The sequence below is a fragment of the Bradyrhizobium sp. SZCCT0231 genome (assembly GCF_018130245.1).
Taxonomy (GTDB): Bacteria; Pseudomonadota; Alphaproteobacteria; order Rhizobiales; family Xanthobacteraceae; genus Bradyrhizobium; species Bradyrhizobium japonicum_F.
On the sequence record NZ_JAFCKP010000016.1, the window covers coordinates 72,989 to 86,247 of the forward strand.

At 63.9% G+C, this 13,259-nt stretch carries 11 protein-coding genes; 9 read left to right on the forward strand and 2 right to left on the reverse strand.

Features of this window, described 5'->3' with window-relative positions; translation table 11 throughout:
* Positions 1-23 precede the first annotated feature (23 nt).
* From JQ566_RS27855 to JQ566_RS27875, 5 genes are all read left to right on the forward strand, one after another.
* Positions 24-1,895: an AMP-binding protein gene (locus tag JQ566_RS27855; RefSeq protein WP_212378354.1), complete on the forward strand. Its 1,872-nt coding sequence runs from the start codon at positions 24-26 to the stop codon at positions 1,893-1,895.
* A gap of 143 nt (positions 1,896-2,038) precedes the next feature.
* Positions 2,039-3,166, forward strand: coding sequence for an acyl-CoA dehydrogenase family protein (locus JQ566_RS27860; RefSeq protein ID WP_212378356.1), 1,128 nt, complete (start codon positions 2,039-2,041; stop codon positions 3,164-3,166).
* Between the two features lie 164 nt (positions 3,167-3,330).
* The gene (locus JQ566_RS27865) at positions 3,331-4,575 is read left to right on the forward strand and encodes an acyl-CoA dehydrogenase (RefSeq protein ID WP_212378358.1); all 1,245 of its coding nucleotides are present in this window, start codon (positions 3,331-3,333) and stop codon (positions 4,573-4,575) included.
* Between the two features lie 125 nt (positions 4,576-4,700).
* Complete coding sequence (locus tag JQ566_RS27870; RefSeq protein WP_212378360.1) at positions 4,701-5,945, forward strand: acyl-CoA dehydrogenase; 1,245 nt, start codon at positions 4,701-4,703, stop codon at positions 5,943-5,945.
* A 143-nt stretch (positions 5,946-6,088) separates the two neighbouring features.
* Complete coding sequence (locus tag JQ566_RS27875) at positions 6,089-6,787, forward strand: nitroreductase (RefSeq protein ID WP_212378362.1); 699 nt, start codon at positions 6,089-6,091, stop codon at positions 6,785-6,787.
* A 100-nt stretch (positions 6,788-6,887) separates the two neighbouring features.
* Here JQ566_RS27875 and JQ566_RS27880 read toward each other — a convergent pair whose 3' ends face one another.
* Positions 6,888-7,436 carry a sigma-70 family RNA polymerase sigma factor gene (locus tag JQ566_RS27880; protein ID WP_018316216.1) on the reverse strand — a complete coding sequence of 183 codons (549 nt, stop codon included), beginning with the start codon at positions 7,434-7,436 and terminating at the stop codon, positions 6,888-6,890.
* Complete coding sequence (locus tag JQ566_RS27885; protein WP_024337325.1) at positions 7,436-7,669, reverse strand: NepR family anti-sigma factor; 234 nt, start codon at positions 7,667-7,669, stop codon at positions 7,436-7,438. The genes JQ566_RS27880 and JQ566_RS27885 overlap by 1 nt, the downstream gene beginning before the upstream one ends.
* A gap of 213 nt (positions 7,670-7,882) precedes the next feature.
* Between JQ566_RS27885 and JQ566_RS27890 the strand changes: the two genes are divergently transcribed.
* From JQ566_RS27890 to JQ566_RS27905, 4 genes are all read left to right on the forward strand, one after another.
* Complete coding sequence (locus tag JQ566_RS27890) at positions 7,883-8,689, forward strand: response regulator (protein WP_212378364.1); 807 nt, start codon at positions 7,883-7,885, stop codon at positions 8,687-8,689.
* Positions 8,690-8,829: 140 nt separating this feature from the next.
* On the forward strand, positions 8,830-9,444 hold the full coding sequence (locus JQ566_RS27895; RefSeq protein ID WP_212378366.1) for a nuclear transport factor 2 family protein: 615 nt from the start codon (positions 8,830-8,832) through the stop codon (positions 9,442-9,444).
* Positions 9,445-9,767: 323 nt separating this feature from the next.
* A complete protein-coding gene (locus tag JQ566_RS27900) occupies positions 9,768-10,907 on the forward strand; it encodes a patatin-like phospholipase family protein (protein ID WP_212378368.1) in 1,140 nt (379 codons plus the stop codon).
* Positions 10,908-10,965: 58 nt separating this feature from the next.
* Complete coding sequence (locus JQ566_RS27905) at positions 10,966-13,047, forward strand: tetratricopeptide repeat-containing protein (RefSeq protein ID WP_212378370.1); 2,082 nt, start codon at positions 10,966-10,968, stop codon at positions 13,045-13,047.
* Positions 13,048-13,259: the final 212 nt, after the last annotated feature.

The following is a 13,259-nucleotide window of genomic DNA, read 5'->3' on the forward strand; positions in this document are numbered from 1 at the left end:
ACAGTAATTCCGGGAGACGCAAAATGAGTGGAAGCGCGGCGGCGGTGATGACGAAGCCCGCCTTTCGCAAGGTCCAGTGGCTCAAGCGCGACATCGACGTCGAGCGCCGCGGCGACGGCACGGTGGTGCTGAAGTCGCGCATTCCGCTGCAGCCCCACGAGAAGCACATCCCGGCCTCGCTGGCGAAATGGGCGAAGGAAGCACCCGAGCGCATTTGGCTGGCGCAGCGCGGCGGTCCGAACCGCGAATGGCGCAAGGTGTCTTATGGCGAAGCCAAGCGCACGGTGGACGCGTTGACGCAAGGACTGCTGAACCTCAAGCTCGAGGGACGGCCGGTCACGATCCTCTCCGGCAATTCGATCGAGCATGCGCTGATGACGCAGGCAGCGATGCAGGCGCGGGTCCCGGCAGCTCCAGTGTCGCCGGCCTACTCGCTGATGAGCCACGATCACGTCAAGCTGAAATATTTGTTCGACCTGATCAAGCCGGCCGTGGTGATGGTGCAGGACGGCCCGACCTTCGAGAAGGCGCTGAAAGCGCTCGACCTCAGCGATGTCACCGTGGTTCACGTCGCGCGGCCCTGCGACGGCATCAAGAGCGTCAGCTTTGCCGAACTCGCCGCGACGCCTGTGAGGCCTGAGGTCGATGCGTCGATCGCGGAGATTACGCCGCAGACTGTCGGCAAGCTGCTGTTCACGTCGGGCTCGACCGGCATGCCAAAGGCCGTCATCAATACGCAAGCGATGATGTGCGCCAATGCGGCGATGATGATGCAGGTGCGGCCGCGCGATCCGAGCGGTCCGATCTCGACCATGCTGGATTGGATGCCCTGGAATCACACCATGGGCGGCAACGCCGCGTTCCACCCCATCCTGGTCGATGGCGGCACGCTCTATATCGATGACGGAAGGCCGATGCCGGGCCAGTTCGAGGAGACGCTGCGAAATCTGCACGAGATCTCGCCGACCTACTACGCCAACGTTCCCGCCGGCTATGCCGCACTTGCGGCCGCGATGGAGAAGGACGACGCGCTGTGCCGCTCCTTCTTCAGGAACCTGTCGATCATGGCCTATGGCGGCGCGCGGCTGCCGGACGATCTCTACGAGCGGATGCAAGCACTGGCGGTGAAGACCACCGGTGAGCGCATCGTGTTCTACACCGGCTGGGGCTCGACCGAGACCGCGCCGACCTCGACCGGCACCTATTGGGACACCGAGCGCGTCGGCCTGATCGGCTTGCCGTTCCCCGGCGTCGAGTTGAAGATGGTGCCGTGCGGCTCGAAATACGAGCTGCGCCTGCGCGGCGTCAACGTCACGCCCGGCTATTTCGGCCAGCCGGAGCTGACGCAGAAGATGTTCGACGAGGAAGGCTTTTACTGCATCGGCGATGCCGGCATCTTCGTCGACGACTCCGACCCGGTGCAAGGCATCATCTTCGCCGGCCGCGTGGTTGAAGACTTCAAGCTCACCACGGGCACCTTTGTGCATGTCGGCTCGCTGCGGACCGATGCGATCGCGGCCGCCACGCCAGTGGTGCACGACGCGTTGGTCGCAGGGCAGGATCGCGCCTTCATCGGCCTCTTGGCCTGGCCCAATTTGCACGCCTGCCGCCAGCTCGTCGGCAATCCCGATTTGAGCTTTACGGATGCGGTGAAGCATCCGGAGGTGATTGCCTGCTTTCGGCGCGGGCTGGAGGCTCACAACCGGGAATGCGAAGGCGCCAGCAGCCGCATCATCGCGCGCGCCATGCTGATGGTCGAGCCGCCCTCGATCGACGGCAACGAGCTCACCGACAAGGGCTACATCAACCAGCGCGCCGGCCTGGACCGCCGCGCCGCGCTGGTGGAGCGGCTTTATGCGGATAAGCCGGATCAGGATGTGATCGTGCTGCGATGAGTGAATACTCTCTCCAATCGTCATTCCGGGGCGCGCGTAGCGCGAACCCGGAATCCATCGGGCCGCAAACGTGTGGCGAAATGGATTCCGGGCTCGCGACTTCGTCGCGCCCCGGAATGACAGCAAGAAAAAGGTAGCCCGCCATGAACTTCGATTTCTCCGACGATCAAAAGCAGCTCCGCGACCAGGCGCGCAAGTTCCTCGCGGAAAAGTGCCCGCCCAAGGCGGTGCGCGTCGTGCTCGACGGCAAGGCGGCCTATGACAAGGAGCTGTGGAAGGGCCTCGCCGAGATGGGCTTTCTCGGCGTTGCGATTCCCGAGGAGTTCGGCGGCGCCGGTGCCGGCCATCTCGAGCTTTGCGTGATCGCGGAGGAGATGGGCCGGGCCAATGCGCCGGTGCCGTTCTCCTCGACCGTGTACCTTGCCGCCGAAGCGCTGCTGATCGCGGGCAGCGACGCGCAGAAGAAGAGATGGTTGCCGGCGATCGCCGCGGGCGAGGCGATCGGCACGCTCGCGCTGTTCGAGGGCAAGGGCAACCCTGCGCCGAAGAACCTCAAGCTCACCGCAGCGAACGGCGTGCTCAATGGCGTCAAGAAGCCGGTCGCCGATGGCGGGATCGCCGATTTCGCGGTGGTTGCCGCGCGTACGGGATCGAGCGGGCGCGAGAACGACATCTCGCTGTTCCTGGTTGACCTCAAGGCCGGCGGCGTCGAGGTCAAGAGCCTCACCAATCTCGACCCGACCCGCGGGCAGGCCGAGATCATCTTCAGCGATTGCAAGGCCGAGCCGCTGGGAGCGGCCGGCGAAGGCTGGAGCATCCTCACCCAGGTGCTCGACCGGGCAGCGGTGCTGTGCGCGTTCGAGCAGGTCGGCGGTGCTGACCGCGCCTTAGAGATGGGCCGTGACTACGCGCTCGACCGCATTGCCTTCGGCCGGCAGATCGGCTCGTTCCAGGCGGTCAAGCACATGCTCGCCGACATGTATGTGTCGGCGACGCTGGCGCGCTCCAACAGCTATTACGGCGCCTGGGCGCTCTCGACCAATGCGGCCGAGCTGCCGGAAGCCGCGGCCGCCGCGCGCATCAGCGCGACACAGGCGTTCCAGCACTGCGCCAAGAACAACATCCAGGTTCACGGCGGCATGGGTTTCACCTGGGAGTTCGACTGCCACATGTACTATCGCCGCGCCAACGCGATGGCGCTGGGGCTTGGCAGCCTGTCCTATTGGGAGGATCAACTGATCGATCGCATGCGGAAGAAGAACGCGGCGTAACCGTCGCTCGTGTCCCGGACGCGGCGCGGAGCGCCGCAGAGCCGGGACCCAGGGGCCGCAATGGACCCCGGCTCTGCAGCGCACCGCCATAGCGCGTCTAAGACGCGCGTAAACGCGCTAACGGCGCTGCGCAGCGTCCGGGGAGCGAACCGAGAGAGAAGACGATGAACTTCGACGACACCCCGCAGGAAGCCGAGTTCCGCGCCACCGCCCGCGCCTGGATCAGCGCGAACGCGCCGAAGCAGTACGAGGAGGAACTGCGCAAATCCTCGCTCGGCCGCACGCAGCTCAAGAACGCCAACATTCTGGAGGTCGCAAAAGCCTGGCAGAAGAAGAAGGCCGACGCCGGCTGGGCCTGCCTGCACTGGCCGAAGGAATATGGCGGCCGCGGCTCATCGCCGATCGAGCGCGTGATCTGGCAGCAGGAAGAGGGGCCGTTCGGCCAGCTGTCCCGCATGTTCATCATCGGCCACGGCATGTGCGGGCCGACCATGATGGCGTTCGCGCGCGAAGAGCATAAGCGGACCTATCTGCCGCCGCTCGCCTCCGGCGCGAAGGTGTGGTGTCAGCTGTTCTCCGAGCCCGCCGGCGGCTCGGACGTCGCGGGCCTGCGCACGCGCGCCGAGAAGGACGGCGACGACTGGATCATCAACGGTCAGAAGATCTGGACCTCGGGCGCGCATTATTCCGACTATGGCATCCTCTTGACGCGCACCGATCCGACCGTGCCCAAGCACAAGGGCCTCACCATGTTTTTCCTGGACATGAAGAGCCCCGGAGTCGAGGTGCGGCCGATCAAGCAGGCAAGTGGCGCCTCCGACTTCAACGAGGTCTATTTCACCAACGTCCGCATTCCCGATCATCAGCGCCTCGGCGAGGTCGGCGACGGCTGGAACGTCTCGCTGACCACGCTGATGAACGAGCGCAGTGCGATCGGTGCCGGCGTCTCGACCGGCTTTCCGGAGCTGTTCGAATATTGCTCCAGCCTGATGCTCGATGATGGGCCTGCGATCGAGGATCGCGCGGTGCGCTCGAAGCTCGCGAACTGGGCGGTGAAGGCGAGCGGGCTGAAATACACCAGCATGCGCGCGATCTCGGCGTTGTCGAAGGGCGAACGGCCGGGGCCGGAGAATTCGATCGGCAAGCTGGTCGCGGGCTCGATGATCCAGGATGTCGCGACCTATGCACTGGACTTGCAGGGTGCGAGCGGTGTGATCAGCGGCGAGGATGGCGAGCTGGCCGGCCGTTTCCAGGCCATGCTGCTGCGCGCGCCCGGCACCCGCGTCGAGGGCGGCACCGACGAGATCATGCGCAACATCATCGCCGAGCGGGTGCTGGGCCTGCCCGGCGACATCCGTGTCGACAAGGACGTGCCGTTCAACAAGATCCCGACGAAGGGAAGAGGCTGAAATCGTAGGGTGGGCAAAGGCGCGGTACGCGCCGTGCCCGCCAATTCTGTCGAGAACGAGGGAAGGTGGTGGGCACGCTTCGCTTTGCCCACCCTACGCACCGCGCAAGGATTGAGAGGTCTGCCATGAATTTCGACGACACCCCGCAGGAAGCCGCGTTCCGCGAGACCGCGCGCAAATGGATCGAGGCCAACGCGCCGAAGGAGCTGCATGCCGAGCTGTCGAAATCCTCGCTCGGCCGCATCCGGCTCGCTCACCACGACATCGTCGATGTCGGCAAGGCCTGGCAGAAGAAGAAGTTCGCGGGCAACTGGTCCTGTCTGCACTGGCCTAGGGAATATGGCGGCCGCGGCGCGACGCCGATCGAGCGCGTGATCTGGCAGCAGGAGGAGGGCGTCTACGGCAAGCTGACGCAGCCGTTCCAGATTGGCGAGGGCATGTGCGGACCGACCGTGATGGCCTTCGGCAGCGAGGAGGCCAAGCGCCGCTATTTGCCCAAGCTCGCATCGGGCGAGGAGATCTGGTGCCAGCTGTTCTCCGAGCCATCAGCCGGCTCGGACGTCGCAGGCCTGCGCACGCGCGCGGAGAAGAAGGGTGACGATTGGGTCGTCAATGGCCAGAAGATCTGGACCTCGGGCGCGCATTACTCCGACTACGGCCTCCTGATCGCGCGCACCGATCCGAACGTGCCGAAGCACAAGGGCCTCACCATGTTCTTCCTGGACATGAAGAGCCCCGGCGTCGAGGTGCGGCCGATCAAGCAGGCCAACGGCATGCAGGAGTTCAACGAGGTCTATTTCACCGACGTCGTGATTCCCGACAGCCAGCGGTTGGGGGCCGTCGGCGAGGGCTGGAGTGTGTCGCTGACCACGCTGATGAACGAGCGCATGTCGATCGGCGCGCGGCTCGCGACCGGCGTGCCTGAGATGTTCGAGTTCTGCTCCAATCTGATGCTGGAGGACGGGCTCGCCATCGACGATCCCGCCGTGCGCTCGAAGCTTGCGAGCTGGGCGGCGAAGTCGAGCGGGCTGAAATACACCAGCTACCGCACGATCTCGGCGCTGTCGAAGGGCGAGCGGCCGGGCCCGGAGAATTCGATCGGCAAGCTGGTCTCGGGCATGATGCTCCAGGATATCGCGACCTACGCCATGGACCTGCAGGGCGCGGCCGGTGTTCTCACAGGCAACGACGAGGAGACGGTGCAGGGCCAGTTCCAACAGATGCTGCTGTCCTCGCCCTCGATGCGCATCGCCGGCGGCACCGACGAGATCCTGCGCAACATCATCGCCGAGCGCGTGCTGGGCTTGCCGGGCGACATTCGCGTTGACAAGGACGTGCCATTTAACAAGATCCCGACCAAGGGGCGGTGATGTCTCTCCGTGCCTCGGCTCTCGTAGGGTGGGCAAAGCGTAGCGTGCCCACCATATGCAGATGTTCCGGGGTAAGTCTGTCGGTGGGCACGACGCTTGCGCGTCTTTGCCCACCCTACGAAGCGAAGGGCACGAGCTGATTCATGGACGCACAAGTGAAACAAAACGACCGCATCGGCGTGCTCGAAGAGCTCCTCAGCGAGCGCTACTCCGTCCGCGCGTTTCTTCCCAAGGAAGTCGATCGCGCGACCATCGAGCACGTGCTGACCACTGCGCAGCGCACAGCGTCCTGGTGCAACAGCCAGCCCTGGCAGGTCATCGTCGCCAGCGGCGAGGCCAAGGAACGTTTTCGCAAGGCGATCTACGCCGAAGCCTCGAAAGGCCTCGGCGACGACTACGATTTCACTCCGCCGCGTGAATATGTCGGAATCTACCTCGAGCGCCGCCGCGAGAGCGGCTTCCAGCTCTACAACACGCTTGGCATCGCCCGCGGCGACAAGGCCGCCTACGCCAGGCAGGCGCTTGAGAACTACAATTTCTTCGGCGCGCCGCATGTCGCCATCATCCACACCAACGAGCCGCTCGGCATCTACGGTGCGATCGATTGCGGCGCTTATGTCTCCAACTTCATGCTGGCGGCGCAGGCGCTCGGGCTAGGGACGATTCCGCAGGCAGCGCTCGCGCGGCATTCCGGCCTGATCCGCCGCCACTTCAATCTGCCCGACGACCGCCGCGTCGTCTGCGGCATTTCGTTCGGTTATGCGGACAATGCGCACAAGGTCAACAGCTACCGCACCTCGCGTGCGAGCGTGGCCGAGGCCGTAACCTTCGTGGACGCGTGATCGAGTCTTGTGAGCTCGGCGCCATCGGCGCCGGACGCGCGCGAAGACGGCCGTGGAAACAGCCGTCTTCGTCTCGTCCCGGTGCGATTGACGCCGGCTGTCAGCCGCCGCTGCCGCCGATCACGGCTCGCACGGTCTCGTCGGGGCCGAAATCCTCGGCGCCGTCGACATAGAGCAGCGCGGCGAGCTTCGAGCGGGCGCGGTTCACGCGGCTCTTGATCGTTCCGACGGCGCAGCCGCAGATCGAAGCCGCGTCCTCGTACGAGAAGCCGGAGGCTCCGACCAGGATCAGCGCTTCACGCTGATCTTGCGGAAGCTTGTCCAGCGCCGTGCGAAACTCCTCGAATTCGAGATGCGCGTTCTGCGAAGGCTGTGTCTTCAGCGTCTTGGCGTAGTTGCCTTCGGCATCCTCGACCTCGCGCCGTCGCTTGCGATAGTCGGAGCGAAACAGGTTGCGCAGAATCGTGAACAGCCAGGCCGGCAGGTTGGAGCCGGGCTGGAACGAGTCGATGTTGGCGAGCGCTCGCAGCAGCGTCTCCTGGACCAAATCGTCGGCGCGGTCCGCATTGCCGCTGAGCGAGATGGCGAAGGCGCGCAGACTGGGCACCGCCGCCAGGATGTCGTTACGCAGGGAGTCCGTGAGAGGCATTAATCCCTCCCATTGTTGTTGTCGTTGGATCCGCCCTCATTTTCCACGTGGGGTGTCGCTCCCGGCGCATCAAGCTTCTTGATCAGTTCTGCGAACCGATCCGGAACCCCTTGACGCACGACATCGTCGTACATGGCGCGCAACTGGTGCCCAATCCGGGATTGAATCTCCGGAGTGAGGCCTCCCTTGCCGGGGGTCGTGCTTCTGCTGGCTTGAGACTTGAGATCTTTCATGACCTGTTCCACGTTTCCCCGAGTTAAGTGACTGTAAAATCGAGAGGTTTTCTCAACCGGGAGCCGTTCCCTGGATAGGCACAATTCCAGCTGCGCGAAAAAGTTCCCAGCCCGGCGGAACTTTTCTTGACCTGATGCGTAATCAGCCCAGCAGGGGAACCCGGGCCCCCCGCGTGACGCCTAGACGTTGGCCCGGAGACGAATGGAGTGGGGATGTCCCGTTCACAGCTTGTTGCTGAACACTTGCCGTTGTTGCGCCGGTACGCGCGCGCCCTGACGGGCAGCCAGGCCTCCGGTGACGCCTATGTCGCAGCCATGTTGGAAGCCATGCTGGGAGATCCGTCGGTGCTCGACGAGAGCCATGGGCCACGGGCTGGCCTGTTTCGGCTGTTCACCCAGATCTGGAATTCGGTCTCCGTCAACGACGATTCCGAGGTGACGACCCTGCCGATGCCGCCGGAGCGGCGGCTGTCGAACATCACGCCGCTGCCGCGTCAGGCCTTCTTGCTGCTTTCGCTCGAGGGCTTTTCGGAAGAGGAGGTCGCCTTCATTCTCGGCACCGATGTCGCGGAGACGCGGCGGTTTGCGGACGCTGCCGGACGCGAGATGGCGGCCGAGATCGCGACCGACGTGCTGATCATCGAGGACGAGACCTTCATCGCCATGGACCTCGAGAGCCTGGTGAAGAATCTCGGCCATAACGTCGTCGGCGTCGCGCGCACTCATGCCGATGCGGTGGCGCTGGCCAAGAACAGGCGGCCCGGCCTGATCCTCGCCGACATTCAGCTCGCCGACGGCTCGTCGGGACTGGACGCGGTCAACGAACTGCTGCGTACCTTCGAGGTGCCGGTGGTGTTCATCACCGCCTATCCGGAGCGCTTCCTCACCGGCGAGCGCCCCGAGCCGGCATTCCTGATCTCAAAGCCGTTCCAACCCGCGATGGTGTCGGCGGTGGCGAGCCAGGCGCTGTTCTTCCAGCGCAATTCGCGCAACCGCGCGCCGAAAGCGCCGGCGGCGTAAGGAAAGCACCATTTCGCGAAACGATTTAATCCGGCGTGCCGCAAGGCATGCCGGATTTTTCGTATCGGCCTTCCGCGCTTGACGCGCATCCACTTCGCCGCTCATACCTCATGCATCTATCCCAGTCGGAGATGTGCCTCATGGACCAGCAACTCCTCGATCGTCTCGCCATTCGCGACCTCGTCGAGAACTGGGCGGTGTGGCGTGACGCCGGCGATTGGGAGCGCTTTGCCACGCTGTGGCATGACGAGGGCTGGATGTCCGCCACCTGGTTTCAGGGACCGGCGCGGGATTTCATGCACGTCAGCCAGGAGGGCTTCGCCAGGGGCGTGCGCATCCTGCACTTCCTCGGCGGCACCAGCATCGATCTCGCGGGTGCGCGGGCCATCGCCCAGACCAAGATGACGATCTCGCAGCGCGCCCTCGTGCACGACGTGCTCTGCGACGTCGTCTGCACCGGTCGCTTCTACGATTTCCTGGAGAAGCGGCATGACCAATCAGGTATTGGCAAATGGGGCATCGTCCGCCGCCAGCCGATCTATGAGAGGGACCGGATCGATCCGGTCGATCCCGCCGCGACACTCCGCCTCGACCAGAAGGCGCTGGCTGCGCTCCCCGAGGGCTACCGCCACCTCGCCTACATGCAGGAGCTGATCGGCTACGAGGTCAAGCGCGACATGCCCGGGCTGATCGGCGCCGAAGTGGAGAAGCTGTATGGCGAGGGACGGACATGGCTGGCAGGGAAGGTTTCCTGACGCCTCGCGCGATAGCAGGGCGCTGTTGCGTTGACCGCTACGGGCGTCCCTTCGCCGGCAAACTCACAAATCAGCCGCTTCGTGCAGGGATGCCGCGAAACGGAGTTGCACGATCCACTATACTTTAGGGTGTGTTTCGTGCAAGATGGTTGTCTTGAAGCGACCGATTTTGAAGGTCGGATCGAATTTGATGCTGCGGCACATTCCGTAGCCGTTGCATATAAGAATTATTGCGAGCCATTGAATTGCTGCAGCCGGCATCGCCGGCAGCCTTTGCCGCCTGGGAGGGTCGAATGCCCAAGACTCGGATGCCCAAGCCTCGGATGCCCAAGACCAAGCAACAACATCTGGACGCGACGAACGGACCAAAGCGGATACTGGCGCTCGATGGTGGTGGGATACGCGGCATTCTCACCCTCGAATATCTTGAAGTGATGGAGCGCGAGTTCAGGAGACGATTCGACGATCCGAAATTCCTGCTCTGCGACTATTTCGATCTCATCGGGGGGACATCGACCGGGTCGATCATTGCGGCCGGTCTGGCCTGTGGATTGACGGTGGAGCAGCTCAAGACGCTCTACACCGGGATCGGGACGGATGTTTTCCAGGCCGAGTTCTGGAGGCTCGGGCTGCTGGCGCCGAAGTTCAAATCCGAGCCGCTTCAAGTTGCGCTCGATGCGCAGCTCGGGGCAGATACAACGCTCGACAGCGAGCGCATCCGCACCGGCTTGATGATCATGACGAAGCGCCTCGACACGGGCAGTCCCTGGCCGCTGCACAACCATCCCGCCGCTCGATATGCCGCACAGGACGGCAAGTTGCATTTGACCAAGGCGGTCCGGGCGAGCACGGCAGCTCCGACCTATTTCGAGCCTCAGAAAATCGACATCTCCTCGCGTCAGGGAGACGTCGTCGCCGGCGCGTTCGTCGACGGCGGTGTGAGCCCCTTCAACGACCCGTCGTTGCAACTGCTGATGCTGGCCGCGCTCGATGGCCATGGTTTTCGCTGGCCAACCGGCAGAGAAGAGTTGTTGCTGATCTCGGTCGGCACGGGCACGTTCAAGAAGACTTTCACGACAGAAAAGATCACGGGCATGCCTGCGGCCGAGCAGGGCCTGCGATCGCTGCAATCCCTCATGGATGATTGCGGGCGCGTCAATCAGGCAATGCTGCAATGGCTGACGAACTGCCTGACGCCATGGGCGATCGACAGCGCTGTGGGGGATATGAAGCTGGACAGCCAGAGCGGTCCGCAACTCGCCACCTATGCACGCTATAACGTGCTCCTGGAACCCGCCTGGCTGAAGACCACGGTCAAGCGCGACCTGGCGCCGGAAGCTGTCGCGAAGATCGCGGCGATGGATGATCCCAACAATATCGCGGACCTTGCCGACATCGGGCGGCTTGCCGCGAAGGAGCAGGTCAAGCCGGAACACTTCCCGCCCCGCTTCGATGTGAGCTGATCCGGCGGCGGCCGGTGCTCAGACGCAGGCTTCTGATCCAGACCTGAGGATCTCAGTCATGGAAGTAACGCGCGCGTTCATCGTTCGTCCCTTCGGCACGCAGGGCGGCATCGATTTCGATCGGGTGGAAAGGGATCTTATCGGACCTGCGCTCACGCTGGCCGGGATTGAAGGCCGCACCACGCTCGAGATCACGCGGCAGGGCAATATTCGGGAGGATATGTTCCGGCTGCTGGTGCTCTCCGATCTGGTGATCGCCGACGTCTCCATCCACAACGCCAACGTATTCTACGAGCTTGGTATCCGGCACGGTTTGCGCGATCGGCACACCCTGCTGATGCGCGCCAAGGATACGAAGGACAAGTATCCCTTCGATCTTCAGACCGATCGATATGGTCAATACGATCCGGCGGATCCTGCCGCCGCGCTCCCCGGCTTTCTCGAGTCGCTCAAGGCGACGCTTGCGGACACCAACAAGGACAGCCCGGTCTTCAAGTTGCTCCCGCGCCTGACGCCGCACGACCGGGCGGCGCTCATGGTCGTGCCGTTCGATTTCCAGGAAGAGGTCGAGATCGCGCAAAAGGCGGGTCGCGCCGGCGACCTGCGGCTGCTCGCTCAGGAGGTCCGCGGCTTCGAATGGGGGAGCGCGGGGTTGCGGATTGTCGGCGACGCGCAATTTCGTATCAAGGCCTTCGCCGGAGCCAAGGAGACGTTCGAACTGCTTCGGGGCCTGGACAGCAACGATTTTCAGGCCAATTACCGCCTGGGCACGATCTATCAGAAGCTGGCGGCCAGGGCCCTCGGTCCCGATTCGAAGCTCGACTGCATCACGCGCTCGGAGCTGGCGATCAATCGGGTGCTCGCCCGCACGATGCCGCCGAACGATCGCGATGAGACGCCCAGGGAATCGGCGGAGCGGCGGTTTTACCGCGCCGAAGGACATTCACTGCTGGGAAGCAACGCCAAGACGCGATGGATCGACGATTGGCAGGCCGCAGCATCCGCCGACGCGCAACGCGAGGCCGCCCTCCGCTCGCCACATCTTGCCTCCGCCATCCAGCATTATCTCGATGGCTTCGCCGAAGATCTCGACAGTTTCTATGCCGGGATCAATGCGCTCGCGATGCTGACGATCCAGATCAGTCTCGCCAGGGCGCTTCCCGACGTCTGGGCTGAAGCTTTCGATGACGGGGACGCGGCGATCACTGATCTCAAGACCAGCGAACGCCGCGCCGGTCGTCTCGCTGCGGCGTTGCACCTGGCCGTCGGCAACGATGACAAGGTGGTGCGGAAGGGCGAGAAATTCGACGTCTGGAAGGAAATCAGCCGTGCGGACCTGTCGTTCCTCACGGCCGAGAAGCCGGCGCAAGCCGGGACCGCCTATCGAAGGGGCGTGGCAAATGCGGGCCCGTTCGAAATCGACGCGGTGCGGCGCAATCTCCTGCTGTTTCGCGCGCTCGGGGTGCTGTCGGCAAATGTCGAAGCCGTCCTGAAGGAGATGAACCAGGCTGCGCCGGATAAACCCGCGGCCCTGCCCGTCAGGGTCATTCTTTTCACGGGCCACATGCTGGACACGTCCCGCCGGGACAAGAACGACCCGCGTTTTCCCAACACCCCCGAGGCCGTGGCCGCGGCGCGCAAGATGATCGAAAAGGCGGTCAAGGACGAGATGAAAGAGAATGGCGGCGTCGCGTTCGGCATCGCAGGCGGGGCTTGCGGCGGCGATATCCTGTTCCACGAGGTCTGCCACGAGCTCGGCATCCCGACACAGCTCTTGCTGGCCTTGCCGGAGGCCGAGTTCCAGGCTGAATCGGTCAATCACGGAGGCGTCGATTGGGTGATGCGATACCAGCAACTCTGCCAACGCGTGACGCCTCGCGTGCTTGCCGAATCCAAGGATTTGCCGCGCTGGCTCTCCGGCAGGAAGGGTTACGATATCTGGCAACGGAATAATCTCTGGATGATGTTCAACGCCCTCGCCACGCAAGCGCGTTACCTGACGCTGGTCGCGCTCTACAATCGCGAGAAGGACCCCGGCGGCCCCGGGGGCACGGCGCATCTCGTGACCGTCGCTGCGGATTGGGGATTCAAGACGGTCGAGCTCGACGCGCGGCAATTGCTGAAGGCCGGCGGGTCGTGAGTCGAAGCCGGGTGGCGGCAATGGGTGCAAAAAAGTAAGGCGCGACTGGCATCACCACAGTCGCGCCCTACGTCGCCGGCTTATGGGGCAGGGGGGAATAGCCGGCTGTTGAGACGACTCCCGACTGGCAGAGTCGTTCCACGGCTTGCGAAATATTTTGCCGACCCTGCGGCATTTTTCGCACACGGTTAAGTGATCGTAGCGGTCGAGAA